The sequence below is a fragment of the Micromonospora chersina genome (assembly GCF_900091475.1).
Taxonomy (GTDB): domain Bacteria; phylum Actinomycetota; class Actinomycetes; order Mycobacteriales; family Micromonosporaceae; genus Micromonospora; species Micromonospora chersina.
On sequence record NZ_FMIB01000002.1, the window covers coordinates 127,423 to 149,985 of the forward strand.

Here is a 22,563-nt window from a genome sequence, read left to right on the forward strand (position 1 = left end):
ACAGCCGTCCCGCCCACGGCGGCTCGTCGGCGTGGGTCACCCGTCGCCCCTGCGGGCGACCACCCGAGCAGCATGATCGGTCGTGCTGCCGGGTGTTCGCCAGGCCGGCGGGAGGCACGCCGGACCGGGCCGCCGGACCGTTCGACCGGCGGGTGTCGGCGGTTGCACGGATCGGCGACCGTCGACGCCCGGCGGCTGGCGCGGACGCCGGATCCCGACCAGGATGGAGGGCGCCGGTCAGCTGCTCTCCACCACGCGGTTCTCCCACGCCCACGCCGCGACCTCGACGCGGTTGCGCAGCCCCAGCTTGGTCTGGATGCCCGAGAGGTGGCTCTTGACCGTGCTCAGCGAGATGAACAGCTCGGCGGCGATCTCCTGGTTGGTGCGTCCCCGGGCGATCGCCCGCACCACCTCGATCTCCCGCTCGGACAGGTTCGGGGTGGGGCGCCCGCGGGCCGGCTTACCGACCGTGGTGACGTGCTTGAGCAGCCGCAGGGTCACCGACGGCGAGACCAGCGCGTCGCCGTTGTGCGCGGCGCGGACCGCCTCGACGAGCAGGGCCGGCCCGGCGTCCTTGAGGATGAAGCCGACCGCGCCGTTGCGCAGCGCGCCGTAGACGTACTCGTCGAGGTCGAAGGTGGTCACCACGATGACCCGCATGGGGTTGGGCACCCCCGGGCCGGCCAGCGCCCGGGTCACCTCGATGCCGTCCAGCCGGGGCATCCGGATGTCGACCAGGCACACGTCCGGGCGCAGCCGGCGGGCCTGGGCGATGGCGTCGACGCCGTCGGACGCCTCGGCCACCACGCTGATGTCCGGCTGGTCCTCGAGGATCAGCCGCAGGCCGCCGCGGATCATCGCCTGGTCGTCGGCGAGCAGCACCCGGATGGTCATCGTGCCGTCCTGGAGGGGAGGGGGAGGGTGGCCAGCACGCACCAGCCTCCGCCGGCGCGGGGACCGGTCCGCAGCGTGCCGCCGAGGGTCTGGACGCGCTCGCGCATCCCGACCAGACCGTACCCGCTGCGGTGGCCCTTGCGGGCCGGGCCCGGCGGCGCGTCGTCCACCACCTCCACCGAGATGCCCTGCGCGTCCTGGCCGACGGTCACGGTGACCGACCGGGCGTGCGGGGCGTGCCGGGACACGTTCGTCAGTGACTCCTGGACGATCCGGTAGACCGTCGTGGTCACCTCCGGCGGCCACGGCGCGGCCGGCTCCGGCATCCGCAGCCGCACCGGCGGGCCGTGCCGGTTGAACCGCTCGACCAGGGCGCTGAGCTGCTCCGGGCCGGGCGAGGCGGGCGCCGCGTCCTCGGTGTCGCGCAGCAGCCCGACCACCCGGCGCATGGCCGCGAGGGCGTCCGAGCCGGCCAGCTCGATCCCGGCCAGCGTGGCCGGCAGCTTCTCCGGGTGCTTGCCGGCGACGAGCTGGGCGGCCTGGGCCTGCACCACGATCCCGGTGATGTGGTGGGTGACCACGTCGTGCAGCTCGCGGGCCAGCTCCAGCCGCTCGTCCTGGCGTACCTTCTCGGCGGTGGCCTGGTTGCGGGCGTCGACCAGGCGCAGCGAGAGGCCGACCGCGACGGCGCCCAGCCAGGCCAGCCCGCTCAGGGCGGCCACCGAGGAGATGCCGGAGGGGGAGGGGCGGGCGGCGAACTGGCTGCCCACCACGAGGACGAGGCCGGCGGCGCCCACCGCGCCCGCCGGCACCGGTGGCAGGGTACGCAGTGCCGCGCCGACCAGCACCGCCAGCGCGAGCGCCATGGCCGGGCCCGGCTCGGCCGGCAGGTGGGCCAGCCGGGCGACCAGCACGGTGCACGCCACGGCGACGAGCCCGGCGACGGCCAGCCAGCCCCGGTGCCACCGGCGCAGCAGCGCGAGCACACACACCACCACGGCGGCGAGCCCGCCGAACAACCAGTACCGGGCGCCCCAGGTCTGCGCGATGGCGACCGCCTCGACCGCGAGCGCCATCAGGAACGCGACGACGAACCCCAGGTCGGCGGCGGTGCCGGCGAGCCGGTCCCAGATCTTCACCCCGCCCACGGTACGGAAGCCCGGCCCGCCGACGGCGCCGGCCGGGCGGGAACGGCGGGCGCCGTCCGCCCGGCCGGCGCCGGCCGGCGGGGGGAGGTGGTCGAGATCGGACACGCTCACCGGGCCCGCGCGGACGGCGTCCAGGCGGCGGTGGCCGGTGCGACGCCCGTGCGCGCGTCGCTGCCGCGCAGGGTCAGCCCGGCGGCCACGGCGGCCAGCCAGCCCAGCGCGTCCAGCACGGTCACGGCGCTGAACCCGTTCTGGTTGTCCAGCGCGGACAGGTAGCTGCCGACGACCACGAGCAGGCCGCCGGCGCCGACCGCGGCGGCCGTCTGCAACGGCAGGGTACGCAGCGCCGAGCCGACCAGCACGGCCAGCGCCAGCCCGGTGATCGGGCCGGGCTCCTGCGGCAGGTCCGCGACCAGGGAGACGACGACGGCGACGGCGGCGAGGCCGACACCGGCCACCGCCGTGCGGAAGCGGTCCACGCCGCGCAGCAGGGCCAGCAGGCAGACGAGCACACCGACGGTGCCGTTGACGATCGCGTACCCGGTGCCCCAGCTGTCCGAGATCATGAACGCGGTGAAGGCGAGGCCGAGCACGAACACCACGCCGAGGCCGACGTTGAAGAGGATCCCGGCCACACCGGCCGGTCGATTGGTGTTGGTCATGACGCCCAGGCTAGGAAAACTCCGGGCCGGGCGAACCGGTCAAAAGTACGGTCGCGGGCGCGGCGAACCGTGCTTTGGGCCGATGCTGCCACCGGACCGGGTTCGCAGGATGGGTCCATGCCACACGACGACTCCCCGCCGGTGCTGCGGGCCGAGGGCCTGACCAAGCGGTACGGCAGCCGGACGGCGCTGACGGACTGCCACCTGAACGTCCCGCGCGGGCGGGTGATCGGCCTGGTCGGGCCGAACGGCGCCGGCAAGTCCACGCTGCTGAACCTCGCGTGCGGCCTGACCGCGCCCACGGCGGGCCGCCTGCGGGTGCTCGGCGCGCCGCCGGCCGCCGACGCCGCGCACCTGGCCCGGGTGGGCTTCGTGGCGCAGGACACCCCGGTGTACGCGGGCTTCACGGTGGCCGAGCACCTGCGGATGGGCGCCAAGCTGAACCCGTCCTGGGACCAGTCCCTGGCCGAGCGGCGGATCGCCCAGGTCGGGCTGAACCCGGCGCAGAAGGCCGGCGGCCTCTCCGGCGGCCAGCGCGCCCAGCTCGCCCTGACCGTCGCCGCCGCGAAGCGCCCCGAGCTGCTCATCTTCGACGAGCCGGCCGCCGCCCTGGACCCGCTGGCCCGCAACGGCTTCCTCCAGAACCTGATGGAGTTCGTGTCCGAGCTGGGCGCCAGCGCGATCCTGTCCTCGCACCTGCTCAGCGACGTGGAACTGGTCTGCGACTACCTCATCGTGCTCTGCGACGCCCGGGTGCAGGTCGCCGGCGACGTCGCCGACCTGCTGGCCGACCACCACCGGGTGGTGGCCCCGCGCGGCGAGTTGGACCTGCTGCACCCGCGGGTCGAGGTGGTGGGGATGGAGCACACCGGCCGGTACAGCCGGGCGGTGGTCCGGGCCGAGCGGCTGCTGCCCGAGCCGTCCTGGACGGTGGAGCCGGTCCGCCTGGAGGAACTCGTGCTGACCTACATGACCCGCGCGGCGGGCGCGCCCGGCGGCCGGCTGGTCGGCGCCGGGCGGTGAGACTCGCGCCGGCCGGGGAGGCCGGCCTGCGGATGGCGCCGTTCGCGCTCTCCATCTCCGGAGGGCTGCCGGGGACGGCGGCGGGTTGGATGGTGCGACCCGCGCCGCCGGGGGGGGCCGCCACGGACGGCGGCCCCCCGGCGCGGCGCGGGTCAGGCGCCGGCCGGCAGCTCGTCGCGGAGCGCCGGTTCGAGTTCGGCGTGCAGCGCCGTGAGGTTCCCGGCGAGGAACCGTTCCCGCATGGCCATCCGCTTGATCTTGCCGGAGGTGGTCCGGCGGACCGTGCCGCGCCGGACCAGCACCACGTTGCGCACCGGGACGCCGAACGACACGGTGAGCCGGCGGGTGACCGCGCTGGCCACCCCGGGCAGGTCCGCCGGGGGAGTCCTCGGGTCGACCTCGTGGACCAGCACGATCCGCTCGTCCGGTGCGGCGACGCCGAAGGCCGCGCCGAGCTGACCGCCGAGCGCGTGGTGCGCGGCCCGGGCCTCCTGCTCGACGTCCTGCGGGGCCACGTTGCGGCCGTGCACGATGAGCAGCTCCTTGAGCCGGCCCGTGATGAACAGCTCGCCGTCGAGCAGCGCGCCCAGGTCGCCGGTGCGCAGCCAGTCGCCGTCCCCGCCGTCGGCCAGCCGGGCCGCGAAGGTGGCCGAGGTGGCCTCCGGCCGTCCCCAGTAGCCACGGCCGATGCCCGGCCCGCGCAGCCAGATCTCGCCGATCCGGCCGGCCGGCAGCTCCCGGCGCGTGCGCGGGTCGACGATGCGGGCGGTGAACGGCCCCGGCCGGCCCACCCCGACCATCGGCTTGCCGCCCGCGTCGACCGGGTGCAGGGCGGGCTCCCCGGCCGACTCCAGCCGGGCCCGGTCGACCTGGCGCACGGTGGGCGGCTCACCGGCCAGCTTGGTGCTCACGTAGATCGTGCACTCGGCCATCCCGTACGCGGGGGCCACCGCGTGCGGGGGCAGCCCGATCCGGGCGAACCGCTCGGTGAACGCGGTCATCGTGGGCCCGTGGATCGGCTCCGAGCCGTTCCAGGCGTACCGCAGCGCCGACAGGTCCAGCCCGTCGAGCTGGTCGTCGCGGACCAGCCGCAGGCACAGGTCGTACGCGAAGTTCGGCGCGGCCGTGACGGTGATCCGGTGCCGGGAGAGCAGCCGGAACCACTCCACCGGCCGCCGGACGAACTGCGCCGGCGGCATGAGGACCACCGGGGCGCCGATCAGCAACCCCACGGTGAGCTGGGCGAAGAGGCCCATGTCGTGGTGCAGCGGCAGCCAGCCGCCGAAGCGGTCGTCCGGACCGAGGCGGTCGTGCCGGGCCAGCGCGGCGAGGTTGTCCAGCACCGCGCCGTGGGTCAGCACCACGCCCTTGGGCGAGCCGGTCGAGCCGGAGCTGTACTGGAGCACGGCGACGGTGTCCCGGTCCGGCCGGCGGTCGGCGGGCACCGGCCCCGTCGCGGAGCCGGCGTCGCCCACCGCCTCGACCGGCAGCGCGTCCAGGCCGTGCCCGGCCAGCTGCGCGGTGACCGCGGCCCGGTCCTGCCCGGTGGTCACCACGAGACCCGGTGCGCAGTCGGTGGCGATGGCCGCCACCCGCTCGGTGGCGGTCGCCGAGCCGCCGGGCACCGGGGCCGGTACGGCCACCAGCCCGGCGCGCAGGCAGGCCAGGTAGAGCTCGGCGAACTCGGTGCCGGTCGGCAGGGCGATCACCACCCGGGCGCCGGCGGCCAGCCGCCCGGCCAGCGCCGACGCGCGCCGGTCGACCCGGCGGGCCAGCTCCCGGTAGGTCAGCCGCTGCTCCTCGTCCGGCCCGTGGGCCACGGTGAGCGCGGTCCGGTCGGGCCGGGCCACGACGTGGGCGGCGAACGCCTCGCCGAGGCTCCGGTACCCGTCGAGGTCGATCGTCATGACGTGCCCCCTCAGGTCGTGGCGCCGGCCCGACGCCGGCTCGCGGGCGGCGGCGCGGCGGCACCGCGGTCAGTGCTGCGACTGCTTCTCCATCGCCTCGATCAGGCTCTTCGGCCGCATGTCGGTCCAGGACTTCTCGATGTAGTCGAGGCAGTCCTGCCGGCCGGCCTCGCCGAAGACCGTCTTCCAGCCGTCGGGGACGTCGGCGAAGACGGGCCAGAGCGAGTGCTGGCCCTCGTCGTTGACCAGGACCAGGTAGGTGGCGTCGGGGTCTTCAAACGGATTCGGCACGGCGTCGCCCTCCATCGAACGAATCGGGTCACGGTGGTGGCGGGTGGTCGCCGAACGCCGCCGCGCGGGGCCGCCGGCGGCGTGGCCACGGCCCACCCCTCGGGTGGCCACGGCTCCACCGCGAGCACTATGGACCAGCTCCGCGTGACCGAACAAGAGCGCCCGGTGGCCGCCCGGGGGGTGTACAACTGCGTCGCCGGGACGGTTGGACAGCGGGCGCCGGAGCGCGTTGACGCCTCCTCCGGCCGGCTGGAACGCTGACGCCGCCGGCCCGACGCCCCGTACCGCCGTCGCGCCGCTCGCCGTCGCCGGCGTCACCGGGACTCCCCGGCGCCGGCCGGAGCCGGGCGCCGTCCCGCCCGCGACCGGCGCGCGCGGCCGGATCCCCCGGCACCCGGCCCCCGAGGAGCGCTGCCACCATGCCCAGCACCGTCGCCCCGATCAGCGCCGACCAGGTCCTGCTCCTGCTGCTGCAACTGGGCGTGCTGCTCCTGCTCGCGCTGCTGCTCGGCCGGCTCGCCGTGCGGCTGCGCCTGCCGGCCATCGTCGGCGAGCTGTCCGCCGGCGTCCTGCTCGGCCCGTCGGTCCTGGAACCGCTGGCGCCCGGCGTCTCCGACTGGCTGCTGCCCCGCGACACCGCCCAGTTCCACCTGCTCGACGCCGTCGGCATGGTCGGCGTGCTGCTGCTCGTCGGGATCATCGGCACCGAGCTGGACTGGCGGATGGTCCGCCGGCAGGGGGCCACCGCCGCCCGGATCAGCCTGGCCGGTTTCCTGCTGCCGCTGCTGCTCGGCACCGCCGTCGGCCTGGTGCTGCCGGCGTCCTTCGTGGCCGGCGCCGGTGACCGCGCGGTCTTCGCGCTGTTCCTGGGTGTCGCGCTCTGCGTGACGGCCATCCCGGTGATCGCCAAGACCCTGCTCGACATGAACCTCATGCACCGCAACGTCGGGCAGCTCACGCTGGCCTCGGGGGCCATCGACGACGTGCTCGGCTGGCTGATGCTCTCGGTCGTCGCGGCGATGGCCACCACCGGCGTGCGCGCCGGCCAGGTGGCGCTGTCGGTGCTGCACCTGGTGGTGATCCTGCTGGTCGCCGTGGTGGTGGGCCGGCCGGTGGTGCGGTGGACGTTCCGGGCCACGACCCGGTCGGCGGAGACCGGCCCGACGCTCACCGCGGCGGCGGCGATCGTCTTCCTCGGCGCGGCCGGCACCCACGCGCTGGGCATGGAGCCGGTCTTCGGCGCCTTCCTCTGCGGCATCCTCATCAACGTCTGCGGCGGGCTGGAGCCGGCCCGGCTGGCGCCGCTGCGGACCATGGTGCTCGCCGTCTTCGCGCCGCTCTTCTTCGCCACGGCCGGGCTGCGGATGGACCTCACCGGCCTGGCCGACCCGCCGGTGCTCCTCGCCGCGCTCGCGGTGCTCGCCGTCGCCGTGGCCAGCAAGTTCGCCGGCACGTTCGTCGCCGCGCTGGGCAGCCGGCTCAACCGGTGGGAGGCGCTCGCCATCGGCGCGGGGATGAACTCCCGGGGCGTGGTCCAGATGATCATCGCGATGGTCGGGCTGCGGCTGGGCGTGCTGAACACCCAGTCGTACACGGTGGTCATGCTGGTCGCCATCGTCACCTCGCTGATGGCGCCGCCGGTGCTGCGCGCCGCCATGCGGCGGGTGGAGACCACCGCCGAGGAGCAGCTGCGGCAGGCCGCGCGGGCCGTGCCGGCGCCGGAGCTGCGGTCGGCGCCGCCCCGGTGACCGGCGGCCTCCGCGCCGGTCCGGCCACCGGGACGGTACGCGGTCAGAGCGGCCCGCGGCCGGCCCGCAGCACGAGCAGCGCCAGCTGGGTGCCCTCGTCACCGATGCCGTCGCGGAACCGGGCCAGGATCTCCTGCTCGCGGGAGAGGACCAGGCGGGTGCCGCCCGAGGCGAGCCGCATCCGGCCGATCTGCCGGGAGAGCCCGGCGCGCTCCTGCCACAGTCCGATGATCGTCGCGTCGATCTCGTCGATGCGCCGTCGCATCGACGAGATCTCGGGGGGGCCGGCCGTCGGCCGGTCGCGTCGGCGTGCCCGTCGTCTCGTCCACCAGCGACCTCCTCGTGCGGTGTCGGGGCCGGTGCCGATGCTGACCGTCCACGCCCGATCCGGGAAGCCGGTCGCCGTTCGACTGCGTCGCGGCGTCAGTCGTACGCGTGCCGGCGCGCTGCCCAATCGGGACGCCAGCCCCTACAGTGCTTCCGGCATGCATCCCGACCGATCCCTGGAGGGAGCGCCGTGGCCGACGCCGCAACCGTGACGCGCGCCCAACCGGCGCCGGAACGCGCCGTCGACACACCGACCAGGGCGTCCCGGCTGCGCTTCTGGCGGTCGCCGGGCGACCAGCCGCGCTGGGCCCGCCCGGCGCTGCTCGCCGTCGCCGCGCTCGCCGCCGTCGTCTACGGCTGGCAGGTCCGCCACGCCGGGTACGCCGAGTACTACGCGGTCGCCGTGCGCAGCATGTCGGTGAGCTGGCGGGCGTTCCTGTTCGGCGCGTTCGACCCGGGCGCCACGGTGACCGTCGACAAGCTGGCCGGGGCCTTCCTGCCGCAGGCGCTCGCCGCCCGCGTGTTCGGCTTCCACCCGTGGTCGCTGGCGCTGCCCCAGGTGGTCGAGGGCGTGGTGTCGGTGCTCGTGCTGTACCGCCTGGTCCGCCGCTGGTGCGGCGCGCCGGCCGGGCTGCTCGCCGCCGCGATGTTCGCCCTCACCCCGATCGTCGCGTCGATGTTCGGGCACCCGATGGAGGACGCCGCGCTGACCATGTGCCTGGTGCTGGCGGCCGACGCGTTCGTCGCCGCGCTGGCCGGGGCGCGCACGGGCCGGCTGGCGCTCGCCGGGGTCTGGGTCGGTCTCGGCTTCCAGGCGAAGATGCTCCAGTCCTGGCTGGTGCTGCCCGCGTTCGCGCTGACCTGGCTGGCCTTCGCCCCGGCGTCCCGGCGGCGCCGGCTCGGGCAGGTGGCGCTGGCCGGCGCGGCCACCGTGGCGGTGTCGCTGGCCTGGGTGCTGCTGCTGACCGTCGTGCCCGCCGGCGACCGGCCGTACGTGGACGGCACCACGAACGACAGCGCGGTCGCCATGGTCTTCGGCTACAACGGCCTGGACCGGTTCGGCGCACACGTGCCGGGCACTGTCGAATCCGGGTTCACCACCCCGGACCCGGCCGGCCCCGCCGACGCGGCCGCGTCGCCCGCCGGGTCCTGGCACAAGCTGGCCGACCCCGGGTACGCCACCCAGATCGGCTGGCTCTACCCGCTGGCGCTGGCCGGTCTCGTGGTGGGGCTGTTGCGGCACCGCCGCGCCGGCCGGGCCGATCCGGTCCGGGCCGGGTTCGTGCTCTGGGGCGGCTGGCTGGCCACGGCCGTGGTGGTGTTCAGCGGGATGACGCTGACCCACCGGGCGTACCTGGCCACGCTGGCCCCACCGCTTGCCGCGCTCGCCGCCGCCGGCGTCGTGCTGTCCTGGCGCGCGCTGCGGGACCGGTGGGCGACCTGGCTGCTCCCCGCGGTGCTGCTCGTCCAGCTCGTGTGGACGGCCCACCTGGCCGGCCGGTACGCCGGGTTCCTGCCCTGGCTGACCTGGCCGGCGCTGGCCACCGCCGCGGCGGCCACCGTGGCGCTGGTCGTCGTGGGCCGGCGGCCGCTTCGGGACCCCGGAGCGCCGGCCGTGGCGGGCCGGCGGACGGAGCGGTCGTGGCGGGCCGTGGCCGCGCTGGGCGTGGCGGCCGTGCTCGCCGTGCCGGCCGCCTGGGGGCTGTCCGTCCTCGACCGCCGCTACGCCGGCACCGCCTTCGACGCCGGCGCCGGCCCGAGCGGCCCGGTCGGCCTGGCCCTGGACGCCGACACCACCGACACCCTCACCGCGCCGCGGCGGCGCCTCGACGACTACCTGCTCGCGCACCGCGGCGGGGCGCGCTACGTCGCGGCCACCTCGTCCTGGCGGACGGCCTCGCAGTTCGTGCTCCCCACCGGGCAGCCGTTCCTGCCGCTGGGCGGGTACAGCGGCCTCGTGCCCCAGCCGACGGTCGCCGAGCTGCGCGCGCTGATCGACGCGGGGGAGTTGCGGTTCGTCCTGCTCGGCGGGATCGGTGGCCTCGGCACCACCGATTCCGAGCTGTCCCGGATCATGACGTGGGTGCTGTCCTCCTGCCGGGAGGTGCCGGCCGCCGAGCACGGCGGCGGCGACGAACTGCTGGTCTACCGCTGCGGGCCGGGCTCGTGACGGGCCACCAGGGGAGGCCGGTCGCGGCGTCCCCGCCGGGAGGAGAGCCGATGACGTCCCTGCTGACCCTGCACGACTACGCCGCCGAGGCGTCCCGGCGGCTGTCCCCGCCGGTGTGGGACTTCATCGAAGGCGGCCAGGGCGACGAGCGGAGCCTGCGGGCCAACCGGGAGGCCTTCGAACGGGCCACAGTGGTGCCCCGGGTGCTCACGGGGACGGCCGAGCCGGAGACCGGCACCCGGATCCTCGGCGCGGACTGGGCCGTGCCGTTCGCCATCGCCCCCACCGCGTTCCACGCCATGGTCCACCCGGACGGCGAGCGGGCCACCGCCCGCGGCGCCGCCGCCCTGCCGGTGCCGTACGTGGTGAGCACCATGGCCTCCGTGCCGTTCGCGGACATCGCGGCGGTCGCCGGGGGGCCGCTCTGGTTGCAGCTGTACGCCTTCGCCGACCGTGGCGTCACCCGGCACGTGATCGGGCAGGCCGAGGCGGCCGGCATGGGCGCGCTGATGCTGACCGTGGACGCCCCGCGGCTGGCCCGCCGCCTGCGCGACCTGCGCCGCGACTTCCGGCTGCCGCCGGGCATCCGGGCGGTCAACCTGCCCGACGCCGACCTCGTCTCGCCCGGCGAGCACAGCCGGCGGGCGTTCGCCCCGGCGCTGGACTGGGGCGAGCTGGCCTGGCTGCGCTCGGTGACGGAGCTGCCGTTGCTGGTCAAGGGGGTGGCGGCGGCCGAGGACGCGGCCCTGGCGGTGGCCCACGGTGTCGACGGGATCGTGGTGTCCAACCACGGCGGTCGCCAGTTCAGCGCGGCCCCGGCGACGCTCGACCTGCTGCCGGCGGTCGTCGACCGGGTGGCCGGCGCGGTGCCGGTCCTGCTCGACGGCGGGATCCGTGGCGGCTCGGACGTGCTCGTCGCGCTCGACCGGGGCGCGGACGCCGTGCTGGTCGGCCGCCCGGTGCTGCACGGCCTGGCCGTGGGCGGGGCGGGCGGCGTACGCGGGGTGCTCGACCTGCTGGCCGAGGAGTTGAGCGAGGCGATGCTGATGGCCGGCCGCCCGCGGGTCCGGCCCGCCCCCGCCCGGTCCCCGGTGCCGTCGCCGGCCTGAGCCGACGGCGGGGGGCCGGGCGGGGAGCGGCGGGTCAGCGCAGGGCGGCCACGGCGGCGTCGGCGCCTCCGCGCCAGAGCACCCCGACCTCGGCGTAGCCGGCCGCGCGCAGGGCGTCGAGGTGCCAGGCCGCCGGCGGGGTCCACTCGGGGCTGTGCCCGGTCGGGTAGATCTGCTGCCGCTTCTCCACCAGCGGCCCGAGCACCGGGTCGGCGGCGGCCTGCGCCCACCAGTCCGCCCAGGACAGCGCGGCGCCCGAGCGGTGGCGGGCGTGCCGGTCCGCCCGGGCCCGCTCGGCGATCCGGGTGGTGAGCGTGGGCAACGCGTCGTCGGGCATGTGGTCGGCGTTGACGAACACCCCGCCCGGCCGCAGCACGTCGCGGAGTTCGCGGTAGAGGGCGGCCAGGCGGGGCCCGTCCAGCCAGTGCAGGGCGGTGGCCGTGAGCACCGCGTCGTAGTCGCGGTGGGGGAGCGCCAGCGCCCAGTCGGTCTGGTTGAGGTCGGCGGTGACCACGGTGGCCCGCCCGGCGAGGGACGCCTCGGCGAGGGTGAGCAGGACCGGGTCCAGGTCGAGCACGGTGACCTCGGCGTCGGGCCGGCGGGCCAGCGCCCGCAGGCTGATCGAGCCGGTGCCGCCGGCGAGGTCGAGCAGGCGCGGCGGCCGGTCGCCGGCCACGGCCTCGGCGGCGTCGAGCAGCGCGGCGAAGCGGTGTTCCCGGTCCGGCAGGTACGCCTCCTGCTGCCGGTCCCAGCTCTCCTGCCACGCCCGCGCGTCCAGTCCGTAAGGAGTCATGGCGATGACGATAGTTACCGCCGGGGGCTCCTGTCGAGGCTTGTTGCCAATCTTTTGCAACAAGCGGAAGCCGCGTCGTAGCGGCGTCCCGTCCCCGCGGCGTCACCGGGCCGGGACCTCGCGGGGGTCTCCGGTGACGGCCGGTTGACGCGACCTCCGGCAGGGTCGCAGCGCGACGACGTGGTGGTCCGGGTGTACCGGCCGCGACAGCTCCACCGTCTCCCGCAGGCCGTCGAAGGGGACCTCATGATCAGGACGATGCTCCGGATGCGCGCGCGTCAGGGCTGCGAGCCGGCCGTGCGGTCCGCGTGGGGCACGATCGCGGGGCGGATCGGCGGGCTGCCCGGCAACCTCCGGCACGAGCTGCTGCTCGACGCCCTGGACCCGCGCGGGTTCGTCGTCGTCACCGAGTGGGCCGACGAGGCGGCGCTGGGCGCGTACCGGGAGGGGCCGGTGGCCGCCCGGCTGGCCGAGCTGTTCCGGCCGCTGACCGAGCCGGCCGGCCCCGCCGACTACCCGGTGCTGCGGGAGGACGGGACCGGCGACTCGACGGTCTACGTGGACGTGGAACTCACCGTGCCGGCGCCCCGCCTCGCCGAGTTCCACCGGGGCTACCCCGAGGTCAGGGCCCGGATGGCCGGGATACCCGGGTACCGGCGCGAGCAGTTGCTGCGCGAACCCGGATCGGACGTGCACCACATCTTCGCCGAGTGGAACAGCGCCGCGGAGTTCCTCCGCTGGATCGCCGACCCGGCCCACGCCTCCGCGCAGGCCGGGCCGATCGCGCCGTTCCTTCTCGACATCCGGCGCCGCCTGTTCCACGTCGTGCCCGACGGGGGCGGCCGGCGACAACCCACCACGGGCAGGGAGGCCGACGTGCACAGGGAAACGGACGTACTCGTCGTCGGGGCGGGGCCCGCCGGGCTCACCGTCGCCGTCGAGCTGGCCCGGCGGGGCATCGACTGCCGGGTGATCGACAAGCTGGCCACCCCGGCCGGCCAGGCCGACAAGGCGATCGGCGTGCACTGCCGCACCATGGAGATCTGGGAGGAGCAGGGCGTCGTCCGGGAGGCCATGGACGCCGGCATCTGGCTGACCGGCAACATGGTCTTCGTCAACGGGGTGGAGACCCACCGGATGAGCTGGGAGCTGCCCGGCCTGCCGTACGCGCACCTCGGCCTGCCCCAGTACGAAACCGAGCGCATCCTCACCGCCCGGCTGGCCACCCTCGGGGTACGCCCGCAGCGCGGCGCCGAGCTTGTCGACTTCACCCAGGACGACGACGGCGTGACGGCCACCGTCACCACCGCCGACGGCGGCACCGAGACGGTCCGCGCCAGGTACCTGGTCGGCTGCGACGGCGCGCACAGCCGTGTGCGGGAACTGCTCGGGCTCACCTTCACGGGCGGGCTGGGCCGGTTCCCGCAGCTGTTCATGCTCGGCGACGTCGACGTGGACTGGGACATGCCCGACGGTCACCTGCTGCGGTTCCTGCACGAGACCGACGGCCGCATGGACGGCATGCTGGTCTGCGTACCGCTGCGCGGCGAGCGCCGCTACCGCATCGCCACCCTGGCCCCGCCCCGCTTCTTCGCGCAGACCGGCGGGCAGGACGCGCCGCCCGGGTTCAGCGCGGAACTGGGCTCGCCCACCCTGGCCGACGTCCAGGCCGCCCTCGACCACCTCGCCCCGCCCGGCACCCGCGCCTCGAACCTGCGCTGGTCGTCGGTGTTCCGGATCAGCCACGGCATCGTGGACCGCTACCGCGACGGCCGGGTGTTCGTGGTCGGCGACGCGGCCCACCTGCACCCGCCGGCCGGCGGCCAGGGCATGAACACCGGGATCCAGGACGCCTGGAACCTGGCCTGGAAGCTGGGCCTGGCGGTGCGCGGGCTCGCCGCGCCCGGCCTGCTGGACAGCTACGAGACCGAGCGGCGGCCGGAGGGTGAGGAGATCGTCGGCCGCGCGGTGCGGATGGCGTTCACCGACGAACTGGACCGCGAGGACCTGAAGCGGCAGTTCCTCCAGGAGATGTCGATGCTGCTCAGCTACGCGGGCAGCCCGCTGGTCGGCGAGACCGTGTCCGATCCGGACGCCCTGCGCGACGCGCCCCGCCCCGGTGACCGCGCCCCCGACGTGGACGGGCTGCTCCGGCGCGGCGTCGGCCACCCGCTGCGGCTGCGCGACCTGACCCGCGGCACCCGGCACACGCTGCTGCTCTACGCCGACGAGTCGGCCGACGAGGCGGCGCTGAGGGCGATCGCCGAGCTCTGCGCCGACGTGCGGCGGCAGACGGCCGAGGAGGTCGACGCGTACCTGCTGCTCAGCCCGGACGCCGCCGAGCCGCGGCTGCTCGCCCCGCCGGTGCTGCGCGACGCCGACGGCCGGTTCCGCGCCGTGTACGGGGTGACCGGCACCGGGCTGTACCTGATCCGCCCGGACGGGCACGTCGGGTTCCGCGGCCAGCCGGTCGACCCCGACGCGCTCCGCAAGCACCTGCGCCTGGTGTTCGGCGGTGCCCGGTGACCCGCGTCCGGACCGTGCTGGCGATGCGGACCCGGGAGGGCTGCGAGGAGCGCTTCGAGGCGGAGTGGCGCACCGCGGCCGAGGAGATCCGCACGCTGGACGGCTGCCTGCACCAGGACCTGGTCCGCGACGCCGACGACCCGCGCAGCTATCTGATCATCAGCGACTGGGCGGACCGGGAGCGGCTGGACGCCTTCGGCCGCAGCGAGCACCGGGACCGGCTGCTGCGCATCATCCGCGAACTGCGCGAGTCCGCCCAGCGGCACACCTACCAGGTGCTGCACAGCGTGGGCGGCGCACCGGAGGAGGACCGATGACCGAGGACGCCGTGCCGGCGGGCGAGCTCTACACCGACGGGTTCGCCGCCGACCCCTACCCGACCTTCGCGCGGCTGCGTACCGAGCGGCCGGTGTGCCCGGTCAGCTCCCCGCGCTTCGACTCCTGGCTGATCACCCGCTTCGACGACGCCCGGGCCGCGCTGACCGACCCGCGGCTGTCCAAGGACCTCTACGGTCCCGGGCAGCACTACCTGCGGATCTTCGGGCCGAACTCGGAGGGCCTGAACCGCAACATGCTCAACTCGGACCCGCCGGAGCACACCCGGCTGCGCCGGGTGGTGTCCCAGGCGTTCGCGCCGCGGCGGATCGAGGCGCTGCGGCCGCGCGTGGCGCAGGTCGTCGACCACCTCATCGACAAGATGCTCCCGCAGGGCCAGGCGGAGCTGATGCACGACTTCGCCATCCCGCTGCCCATGACGGTCATCTGCGAGCTGCTCGGCGTGCCGCCGCAGGACCACGACCGGGTGCTCGACTGGACCCAGGTGATCCGCACCTCCGGCTCGACCCGCCGGCCGCCCCAGGAGGAACGGGCGGCCGTGCAGGAGGCCCAGCTCCGGCTGCACCACTACTTCGCCGACCTGGTACGCGCCAAGCGCGACGACCCGGCCGACGACATCATCGGCGCGCTTATCGACGCGGTCGACCGCGACGGGACGCTCTCCGAGGCCGAGCTGGTCACCACCACGTTCCTGCTGGTGTTCGCCGGGCACCAGACCACCGCGGACTTCCTCGGCAACGCGGTGCTCGCCCTGCTCACCCACCCCGAGCAGCTCGAACTGCTGCGCGCCACGCCCCAGCTGCTGCCCGCGGCCATCGAGGAGCTGCTCCGGTTCGACGGCCCGCTGCCGGTGGCCAGCCCGCGGATCGCCACCGAGGACGTCGAGTACCAGGGGGTCTGCATCCCCCAGGGGTCGATCGTCGGCGTGGCCATCAACGCGGCGAACCACGACCCCGCCCACTTCACCGACCCGGACCGGCTGGACCTGCGCCGGGTCCGCGGCCCGCACCTGGGCTTCGGGCACGGCGTGCACTACTGCCTCGGCGTCTCGCTGGCCCGGATGGAGGCGCAGATCGCGCTCGCCGCGCTGCTGCGCCGGCTGCCCGGGCTGCGGCTCGGCGTGCCCGTCGAGGAGGTACGCCGGCTGCCGGCCGCGTCGCCGTTCCGCGGCCTGCTGGAGCTGCCCGTCACCTTCGCCGCCTGAGCCCGCCACCGTCCACCCGAACCCACCAAGGAGCAGCAATGGTCTTCCGGAACGTGATCGTCTGCCACATGGTCCCCGGCAGCGACAAGATCGTCGGGGATGTCTTCGGCCACTACGACCAGGCCACCCGGCCCCAGGACCTCGGGGTCATCGGGCGGATCCTGCTGTCCCACCACGACCTCTACATCCACGTCATCGAGCGCGAGCAGGACCCGAGGATCTCCGGCCAGACCCGGGGGCTGCCCGCGTTCCAGAAGATCGCCGAGGCCATCGGCCCGTACGTGACGCCGTACCCGAGGTACTGGAAGAACCCGTCCGACTCGGTGGCGAAGGAGTTCTACCACTGGGCCCCGGAGGGGGAGCCGCCCACGGACACCACCCTGACCGTGATCGTCGGGCGGATCAAGCCCGGCGCCGAACCGGACGTGGCCCGGGTCTTCGCCGAGTCGGACGCCGGGTCGCTGCCGACCGAGCTGGGCGTCACCGGGCGCTGGCTCTACTCGATCGACGACGTCTACGTCCACCTGCTCGAACAGGAGACGTCGGCGGCCGAGGCGACCCGGAACAACCACGACGCCAAGCCGGTCTTCGCGAAGATCATGCAGGACCTCGCCCCCTACGTCAGCCCGTACCGGCCGGAGGAGTGGCACGGCCCGCAGGACTCGGTGGCCACCGTGTTCTACCGCTGGCAGGCCCAGGACTGAGCCGCGCGGCGGGGGCGTCGGAGGGCGCCCCCGTCACCCGCTATCGTCGGCCTCTCCGGACGGCGTCGGGCCGCACCGGGTGAGACGTGAACAGGCGGTCGCCGGTGTCCCGAGCACGCAGACTCGTCCCACCGGCGCTGCTGGTCCTCGTCCTCGCCGCCCTCGTAGCCTCCGGCATCCGCCCGTACGACCGGCTGACCTGGCTGCTGGAGACGGTCTGGGTGCTCGTCGGCGTCCCCCTGGTGCTGGTCACCTGGCGCCGGTTCCCGCTGACCACGCTGCTCTGCTGCCTGCTCGCCGCGCACGCGCTGATCCTCGTGGTCGGCGGCCACTACAGCTACGCGCGCACACCGCTCGGTGACTGGGCGCGCGAGGCGTTCCACCTGTCCCGCAACCCGTACGACCGGCTCGGCCACTTCGCCCAGGGCTTCGTGCCGGCCATCCTGGTCCGCGAGATCCTGATCCGCCGGTCGCCGCTGCGCGGCAGCCGCTGGCTCGCGCCGCTGGTCGTCTGCGCCTGCCTGGCGTTCAGCGCACTCTTCGAGATGATCGAGTGGTGGGCGGCGCTGGCCGGCGGGTCGGCCGCCGACGACTTCCTCGCCACCCAGGGCGACGTCTGGGACACCCAGTGGGACATGTTCCTGGCGCTGGTCGGCGCGATCACCTCGCTGGCGCTGCTCAGCCGCCTGCACGACCGCCAGTTGCCGGCCGCCCCGCCGGGCGCCGCCGATGTCCGGGCGGCCCGGACCGGGCCGTCACCGAAACCCTGAGCGCGGGGGTTCACTCGTCGCCGACGGTCTCCGTCTCGCCGTCGTGCTGGAACTGGGCGGGCAGGTGCTCGTCGGGCTGCGGCGCCTGCGCCAGGTTGTGGTGCGGGTCCCCGTCCGCGGAGTACAGGACGTCGTCGGTCTTCTTGGTCTTCTCCCGGTCCTCTTCCGGCTCCGTCACGTCCGCTCCTCGCAGTCGCCGTCGGTGACCGCCGCCGGGTGACGGGACGGTCCGGTCCGATCTCCACCCTAGGCGCGGCGGCGCGCGGTGGTGGGCGAATGCCGGCGGGGCCCGCCGTCCGAGCGGGCTCGGGTGAAAGCCGCCCGCCGGGGGCGGTGATGCGACAGGGTGGTGCTGCGGACGGCCCGCGCGTGGCCGTCGCGGGTGCGGCCGGCGGTACGGGGGTGTCGGGTGCCGACCAAGGAGATCATCCAGCACGTCGGCACGCTCCTGGACCTGGCCGGGGTGGTGGTCATCGCGGTCGGCGTCGCGATCGCCACTGTCGTCTTCGCGCTGCGCTGGTGGCGCACCCGGCAGGTCGTCGACCACTACCGGGAGTACCGGCAGGGGGTGGGGCGGGCCATCCTGCTCGGCCTGGAACTGCTTGTCGCGGGAGACATCATCCGGACCGTGGCGGTGTCGCCCACCTTCACCAGCGTCGGCGTCCTGGCGCTCATCGTGCTGGTCCGGACGTTCCTCAGCGTCTCGCTCCAGGTGGAGCTGGACGGTCGCTGGCCGTGGCAGGGCAAGGTGCCGATCGGCGGCTCCGGCGTCGGGTCCCGACCGCAGAGCTAAGGTGTCGTACCGGCCGGGCAGGATCGTGGCCGTGACACCGCTCCGGATCATCAAGGGCGACGCGACCAGCCCGCAGGCCAAGGGTCGCAAGGTGATCGCGCACGTCTGCAACGACCTGGGCGGCTGGGGGAAGGGCTTCGTGCTGGCCATCTCCCGCCGCTGGCCGGAGCCGGAGCGCGACTACCGGGAGTGGCACCGGCACCGGGCCGGCAACGACTTCGGGCTCGGCGCCACCCGCCTGGTGCGGGTCGCGCCGGACGTGTGGGTGGCCAACATGGTCGGCCAGCGCGGGATGCGGCGGGGCAGCGCCGGGCCGCCGATCCGCTACGACGCGGTCGAGCGCTGCCTGTCCGCCCTCGCCGACCAGGCCGACGAGCTGGGCGCGTCGGTGCACATGCCTCGCATCGGCTGCGGCCTGGCCGGCGGCACCTGGGACCGGATCGAGCCGCTGGTGGTCCGCACGCTCTGCGCCCGGGACGTCCCGGTCACCGTCTACGACCGGGACTGAACGGGGTTTCAGATGTTGGCGGAGTCCGGTGGCACCCCGCCGGGCAGCGCCGCCGCGCCGCCCGGCGGCTGCTCGCCCCCGCAGCGCAACCCGAGGGTGTACGCGGTCATCGACAGCGACCCGTACGCGTACCCGTCGACCAGCACGTCGGGGCGGTCCCCGGCGGCGCCGGCCAGCCCGGCCAGGTAGAGCAGCGGGATGAAGTGGTCCGGTGTCGGCACCGCGAGGTCGAAGTCCCGGTGCCCGTCCAGCCGGGCCACCTCGGTCGGGGCGTCCTGGACCGTCTCCCGGGCGGCGTCGTCGAAGCGGCGCGCCCAGTCGAAGCCCTCGTCGGTCAGCCGCGGGTCGACCCCGCCCAGGTTGTGCACCACGTTGCCGCTGGCCACCACCAGCACGCCGCGCTCGCGCAGCGGGGCGAGCCGGGCGCCGAGGTCGAGGTGGTAGTCGAACGGCTTGAACGCGTTGATGCTGAGCTGCACCACCGGGATGTCGGCGTCGGGGAACGCGTGGGTCAGCACCGACCAGGTGCCGTGGTCGATGCCCCAGGAGTCCAGGTCGGCGCCGACCCAGGTGGGGTGCACCACGTCGCTGATCTCCTCGGCCAGCTCCGGCAGCCCGGGCGCCGGATAGCGCACGTCGAAGAGCTGCTGCGGGAAGCCGTAGAAGTCGTGGATGGTGCGCGGCCGGGGCATCGCGGTGACCGCGGTGGCGCCGATGTACCAGTGCGCGGAGACCACCAGGATGGCGCGGGGCCGGGGCACCGACCGGCCGAACTCGCGCCAGGCGGCGGTGTAGCGGTTGACCTCCAGCGCGTTCATCGGGTTGCCGTGCCCGAAGAACGCCGCCGGCAGCACCGTCTGGGTGTTCTGCTCGCTCATCTCGCTCCCCGGGCTGTCCGTGCCCCGAGGCTAACCCGCAGGCGCCGCGCGTGTCCCGGGTCACCGGTTCCGGCGGGGCCGTGAGTTGGCAGATACCCCCTAGGGGTATATGGTGGCGGCGGAGGTGGAGTTCGATGCAACACGAACAGGGGCACCACGGCGCGCACCACGAGCCGCACGCGGGGCACGACGAGCACGCGGGGCACGACCAGCGCGGCACGCACGACCAGCACGCCGGCCACGGCCAGCACGGCGGCCACGACAAGCACGCGGGGCACGACCCCGAGCAGTTCCGCCGGAAGTTCTGGCTGAGCCTCGCGCTGACCGTGCCGATCGTGCTGACCAGCCACATGGTCATGGACTGGCTCGGCTACTCGCTGGACTTCCCGGGCGTCCGCTGGGTCGGCCCGGTGCTGGGCACCGTCGTCTTCTTCTACGGCGGCTGGCCGTTCCTGGTCGGCGGCGTCCGCGAGGTACGCGACCGGGCGCCCGGCATGATGCTGCTGATCTCGATGGCGATCACCGTCGCCTACCTGGCCTCGCTGGCCACCAGCCTCGGCCTGTTCGACCTGGACTTCTGGTGGGAGCTGGCCGCCCTGGTCACCATCATGCTGCTGGGCCACTGGCAGGAGATGAAGGCGATCGGGCAGGCCCAGGGCGCCCTGGCGGCGCTCGCCGCGCTGCTGCCCGACGACGCCGAACGCCTCGACGAGTCCGGCGCCGCGCACCGGGTGCCGGTGGCGGACCTGCGGGTCGGCGACCTGGTGCTGGTCCGCTCCGGCGGCCGTGTCGCGGCGGACGGCCGCATCGTCGACGGCGCCGCCGAACTGGACGAGTCGATGATCACGGGGGAGTCCCGGCCGGTGCCGCGCGCCGTCGGGGACCGGGTGGTCGCCGGCACGGTGGCCACCGACTCGGCTCTCCGGGTGCGCGTCGAGGCCGTCGGCGAGGACACCGCGCTCGCCGGCATCGGCCGCCTCGTCGCCCAGGCGCAGTCCTCCGGCGGCCGTGCACAGGTGCTCGCCGACCGGTTCGCGGCGCTGCTGTTCTACGTGGCGGCCGTCGCCGGTCTGGCCACCTTCGTGGCCTGGCTGGTGCTCGGCAACACCGACGAGGCCGTGATCCGGACCGTGACGGTGCTCGTGATCGCCTGCCCGCACGCCCTCGGGCTGGCCATCCCGCTCGTCGTGGCGCTCTCCACGGCGCTCTCCGCCCGCGCCGGCATCCTGGTGAAGGACCGGCTCGCCCTGGAGCGGATGCGCACCGTCGACGCGGTGCTGTTCGACAAGACCGGCACCCTCACCAAGGGGCGGCACACCCTGACCGGGGTGGCCGCCACGGGCGGGCTGGACGAGGACGGCGCGCTGCGCCTCGCCGGCGCGGTCGAGGCGGACAGCGAGCACCCGCTCGCCCGGGCGCTCGTCACCGCCGCGCAGGACCGGGGCCTCGGGGCGACGGCCCGGGACTTCCGCTCCCTGACCGGCCGGGGCGTACGCGCCACGGTGGACGGCGCCGACTGGGCGGTGGGCGGTCCGGCCCTGCTGCGCGAACTGGGCGCCGACGTGCCCGCCGAGCTGACCCGGGCGGCGGAGGGCTGGTCCCGGCGGGGCGCCGCGGTGCTGCACCTGGTCCGGCTTCCCGACGGCGGCCGCCCCGAGGTGGTCGGCGCGTTCGCCCTCGAGGACGAGGTCCGGCCCGAGGCACGGGCGGCCATCGCCGAGCTGCGCGAGCAGGGGGTGAAGAAGATCGTCATGATCACCGGGGACGCCCGGCCGGTGGCCGAGGCGGTCGCGGCCGACCTGGGCTTCCGCCCCGGCGTGGACGAGGTGTTCGCCGAGGTCCTCCCGGCCGACAAGGACACGGCCGTCACCGAACTCCAGTCCCGCGGGCTGACCGTGGCGATGGTCGGCGACGGGGTGAACGACGCCCCGGCCCTCGCCCGCGCCGACGTGGGCGTGGCCATCGGCGCCGGCACCGACGTGGCGATCGAGTCGGCCGGGGTGGTGCTGGCCAGCTCCGACCCCCGCGGGGTCACCGGCGTGATCCGGCTGTCCCGGGCGTCGTACCGGAAGATGCGGCAGAACCTGGCCTGGGCGGCCGGCTACAACGTGGTGGCCATCCCGCTCGCGGCCGGCGTCCTGGCGTGGGCGGGCGTCGCGCTCAGCCCGGCGGTGGGCGCGGTGCTGATGTCCGCCTCCACCATCGTGGTCGCGCTCAACGCCCAGCTGCTCCGCCGGGTCCGGCTCACCCCGGCGGACGACTGACACCGCGCAACTACGACCGGCCCGGCCCCTCGCTCCTGGCGGATGCGAGGGGCCGGGCCACTTCACACCCGCACCTGCGGGCCGCTAGGGTGGCCGTGTGACGGCGTTCCGGATCGGCGAGGCCGCCGAACTGCTCGGAGTCAGCGCGGACACGGTCCGCCGCTGGATCGACGCCGGTCGGCTGCCGGCCACCCGCGACGAGCACGGCCACCGGGTGCTCGACGGGGCCGACCTGGCCGCGTTCGTCCGCGCCCCCGGTCACCCCGAGCTCTCCTCGGCCCGCAACCGGCTGCGCGGCATCGTCACCGCCGTCGTCAAGGACACCGTGATGGCCCAGGTCGACATCCAGGCCGGGCCGTTCCGGATCGTGTCGCTGATGAGCCGCGAGGCCGTCGACGACCTCGACCTCCAGGTCGGCTCGGTGGCCGTCGCCGTGATCAAGTCGACCACCGTCGTGGTGGAGCGCGCTCCCGCCCCGAAGGGAAGGACCAGCCCGTGACCGCACGGT

At 75.2% G+C, this 22,563-nt stretch carries 22 protein-coding genes; 13 read left to right on the forward strand and 9 right to left on the reverse strand.

Annotated features, from left to right (window positions below; all coding sequences use genetic code 11):
- Nucleotides 1–237: 237 nt before the first annotated feature.
- From GA0070603_RS00400 to GA0070603_RS00410, 3 genes are read right to left on the reverse strand one after another with little or no spacing between them, the layout of a single operon-like run.
- Entirely contained in the window at nucleotides 238–894 is a 657-nt protein-coding gene (locus GA0070603_RS00400; protein WP_091305517.1) for a response regulator, read from the reverse strand.
- Nucleotides 891–2,147 carry a sensor histidine kinase gene (locus tag GA0070603_RS00405; RefSeq protein ID WP_244282326.1) on the reverse strand — a complete coding sequence of 419 codons (1,257 nt, stop codon included), beginning with the start codon at nucleotides 2,145–2,147 and terminating at the stop codon, nucleotides 891–893. The genes GA0070603_RS00400 and GA0070603_RS00405 overlap by 4 nt, the downstream gene beginning before the upstream one ends.
- A gap of 2 nt (nucleotides 2,148–2,149) precedes the next feature.
- Entirely contained in the window at nucleotides 2,150–2,704 is a 555-nt protein-coding gene (locus GA0070603_RS00410; RefSeq protein ID WP_091305519.1) for a hypothetical protein, read from the reverse strand.
- Nucleotides 2,705–2,821: 117 nt separating this feature from the next.
- Between GA0070603_RS00410 and GA0070603_RS00415 the strand changes: the two genes are divergently transcribed.
- Nucleotides 2,822–3,727 (forward strand): ABC transporter ATP-binding protein, encoded by a 906-nt coding sequence (locus tag GA0070603_RS00415; RefSeq protein ID WP_091305522.1) that lies wholly within the window; start codon nucleotides 2,822–2,824, stop codon nucleotides 3,725–3,727.
- 152 nt (nucleotides 3,728–3,879) lie between these two features.
- Here GA0070603_RS00415 and GA0070603_RS00420 read toward each other — a convergent pair whose 3' ends face one another.
- Nucleotides 3,880–5,634, reverse strand: a complete 1,755-nt coding sequence (locus GA0070603_RS00420) for a fatty acyl-AMP ligase (RefSeq protein ID WP_091305525.1) — start codon at nucleotides 5,632–5,634, stop codon at nucleotides 3,880–3,882.
- 69 nt (nucleotides 5,635–5,703) lie between these two features.
- Nucleotides 5,704–5,925 (reverse strand): MbtH family protein, encoded by a 222-nt coding sequence (locus tag GA0070603_RS00425; protein ID WP_091321320.1) that lies wholly within the window; start codon nucleotides 5,923–5,925, stop codon nucleotides 5,704–5,706.
- A 419-nt stretch (nucleotides 5,926–6,344) separates the two neighbouring features.
- Here GA0070603_RS00425 and GA0070603_RS00435 point away from each other — a divergent pair, with 419 nt between their 5' ends.
- Nucleotides 6,345–7,673 carry a cation:proton antiporter gene (locus GA0070603_RS00435; protein WP_091305532.1) on the forward strand — a complete coding sequence of 443 codons (1,329 nt, stop codon included), beginning with the start codon at nucleotides 6,345–6,347 and terminating at the stop codon, nucleotides 7,671–7,673.
- 43 nt (nucleotides 7,674–7,716) lie between these two features.
- Here the strand turns inward: GA0070603_RS00435 and GA0070603_RS32455 are convergent, their stop codons facing one another.
- Complete coding sequence (locus GA0070603_RS32455; RefSeq protein ID WP_091321322.1) at nucleotides 7,717–8,100, reverse strand: chorismate mutase; 384 nt, start codon at nucleotides 8,098–8,100, stop codon at nucleotides 7,717–7,719.
- 90 nt (nucleotides 8,101–8,190) lie between these two features.
- On the opposite strand from GA0070603_RS32455, the gene GA0070603_RS00445 reads away from it, so the two are divergent.
- Entirely contained in the window at nucleotides 8,191–10,170 is a 1,980-nt protein-coding gene (locus GA0070603_RS00445; RefSeq protein WP_208862766.1) for an ArnT family glycosyltransferase, read from the forward strand.
- Nucleotides 10,171–10,220: 50 nt separating this feature from the next.
- Nucleotides 10,221–11,279, forward strand: a complete 1,059-nt coding sequence (locus GA0070603_RS00450) for an alpha-hydroxy acid oxidase (RefSeq protein WP_091305536.1) — start codon at nucleotides 10,221–10,223, stop codon at nucleotides 11,277–11,279.
- Between the two features lie 34 nt (nucleotides 11,280–11,313).
- Here GA0070603_RS00450 and GA0070603_RS00455 read toward each other — a convergent pair whose 3' ends face one another.
- The gene (locus GA0070603_RS00455) at nucleotides 11,314–12,072 is read right to left on the reverse strand and encodes a class I SAM-dependent methyltransferase (RefSeq protein ID WP_091305540.1); all 759 of its coding nucleotides are present in this window, start codon (nucleotides 12,070–12,072) and stop codon (nucleotides 11,314–11,316) included.
- A 246-nt stretch (nucleotides 12,073–12,318) separates the two neighbouring features.
- On the opposite strand from GA0070603_RS00455, the gene GA0070603_RS00460 reads away from it, so the two are divergent.
- The 5 genes from GA0070603_RS00460 (at nucleotide 12,319) to GA0070603_RS00480 (ending at nucleotide 17,612) form a co-directional block, all read left to right on the forward strand.
- Nucleotides 12,319–14,598 carry an FAD-dependent monooxygenase gene (locus GA0070603_RS00460; protein WP_091321326.1) on the forward strand — a complete coding sequence of 760 codons (2,280 nt, stop codon included), beginning with the start codon at nucleotides 12,319–12,321 and terminating at the stop codon, nucleotides 14,596–14,598.
- Nucleotides 14,595–14,915, forward strand: a complete 321-nt coding sequence (locus tag GA0070603_RS00465) for a putative quinol monooxygenase (RefSeq protein WP_091305543.1) — start codon at nucleotides 14,595–14,597, stop codon at nucleotides 14,913–14,915. Before GA0070603_RS00460 ends, GA0070603_RS00465 begins: the two co-directional genes overlap by 4 nt.
- Complete coding sequence (locus GA0070603_RS00470) at nucleotides 14,912–16,138, forward strand: cytochrome P450 family protein (protein WP_091305545.1); 1,227 nt, start codon at nucleotides 14,912–14,914, stop codon at nucleotides 16,136–16,138. The genes GA0070603_RS00465 and GA0070603_RS00470 overlap by 4 nt, the downstream gene beginning before the upstream one ends.
- A gap of 38 nt (nucleotides 16,139–16,176) precedes the next feature.
- Nucleotides 16,177–16,842 (forward strand): TcmI family type II polyketide cyclase, encoded by a 666-nt coding sequence (locus GA0070603_RS00475; protein WP_091305548.1) that lies wholly within the window; start codon nucleotides 16,177–16,179, stop codon nucleotides 16,840–16,842.
- Between the two features lie 104 nt (nucleotides 16,843–16,946).
- The gene (locus GA0070603_RS00480) at nucleotides 16,947–17,612 is read left to right on the forward strand and encodes a DUF2238 domain-containing protein (protein ID WP_091305551.1); all 666 of its coding nucleotides are present in this window, start codon (nucleotides 16,947–16,949) and stop codon (nucleotides 17,610–17,612) included.
- Between the two features lie 10 nt (nucleotides 17,613–17,622).
- On the opposite strand, the gene GA0070603_RS31355 is transcribed toward GA0070603_RS00480, so the two are convergent.
- The gene (locus GA0070603_RS31355; protein WP_167544461.1) at nucleotides 17,623–17,790 is read right to left on the reverse strand and encodes a hypothetical protein; all 168 of its coding nucleotides are present in this window, start codon (nucleotides 17,788–17,790) and stop codon (nucleotides 17,623–17,625) included.
- A gap of 231 nt (nucleotides 17,791–18,021) precedes the next feature.
- Between GA0070603_RS31355 and GA0070603_RS00485 the strand changes: the two genes are divergently transcribed.
- Together GA0070603_RS00485 and GA0070603_RS00490 are read left to right on the forward strand one after the other, a co-directional pair.
- Entirely contained in the window at nucleotides 18,022–18,405 is a 384-nt protein-coding gene (locus GA0070603_RS00485; RefSeq protein ID WP_091305553.1) for a DUF1622 domain-containing protein, read from the forward strand.
- Between the two features lie 31 nt (nucleotides 18,406–18,436).
- Nucleotides 18,437–18,913: a macro domain-containing protein gene (locus GA0070603_RS00490; RefSeq protein WP_091321328.1), complete on the forward strand. Its 477-nt coding sequence runs from the start codon at nucleotides 18,437–18,439 to the stop codon at nucleotides 18,911–18,913.
- Between the two features lie 8 nt (nucleotides 18,914–18,921).
- On the opposite strand, the gene ygiD is transcribed toward GA0070603_RS00490, so the two are convergent.
- Nucleotides 18,922–19,791 (reverse strand): 4,5-DOPA-extradiol-dioxygenase, encoded by an 870-nt coding sequence (gene ygiD / locus GA0070603_RS00495; protein WP_208862767.1) that lies wholly within the window; start codon nucleotides 19,789–19,791, stop codon nucleotides 18,922–18,924.
- 134 nt (nucleotides 19,792–19,925) lie between these two features.
- Between ygiD and GA0070603_RS00500 the strand changes: the two genes are divergently transcribed.
- On the forward strand, nucleotides 19,926–22,055 hold the full coding sequence (locus GA0070603_RS00500) for a heavy metal translocating P-type ATPase (protein ID WP_091305555.1): 2,130 nt from the start codon (nucleotides 19,926–19,928) through the stop codon (nucleotides 22,053–22,055).
- A 97-nt stretch (nucleotides 22,056–22,152) separates the two neighbouring features.
- Complete coding sequence (locus GA0070603_RS00505; protein WP_091305557.1) at nucleotides 22,153–22,554, forward strand: TOBE domain-containing protein; 402 nt, start codon at nucleotides 22,153–22,155, stop codon at nucleotides 22,552–22,554.
- Nucleotides 22,555–22,563: the final 9 nt, after the last annotated feature.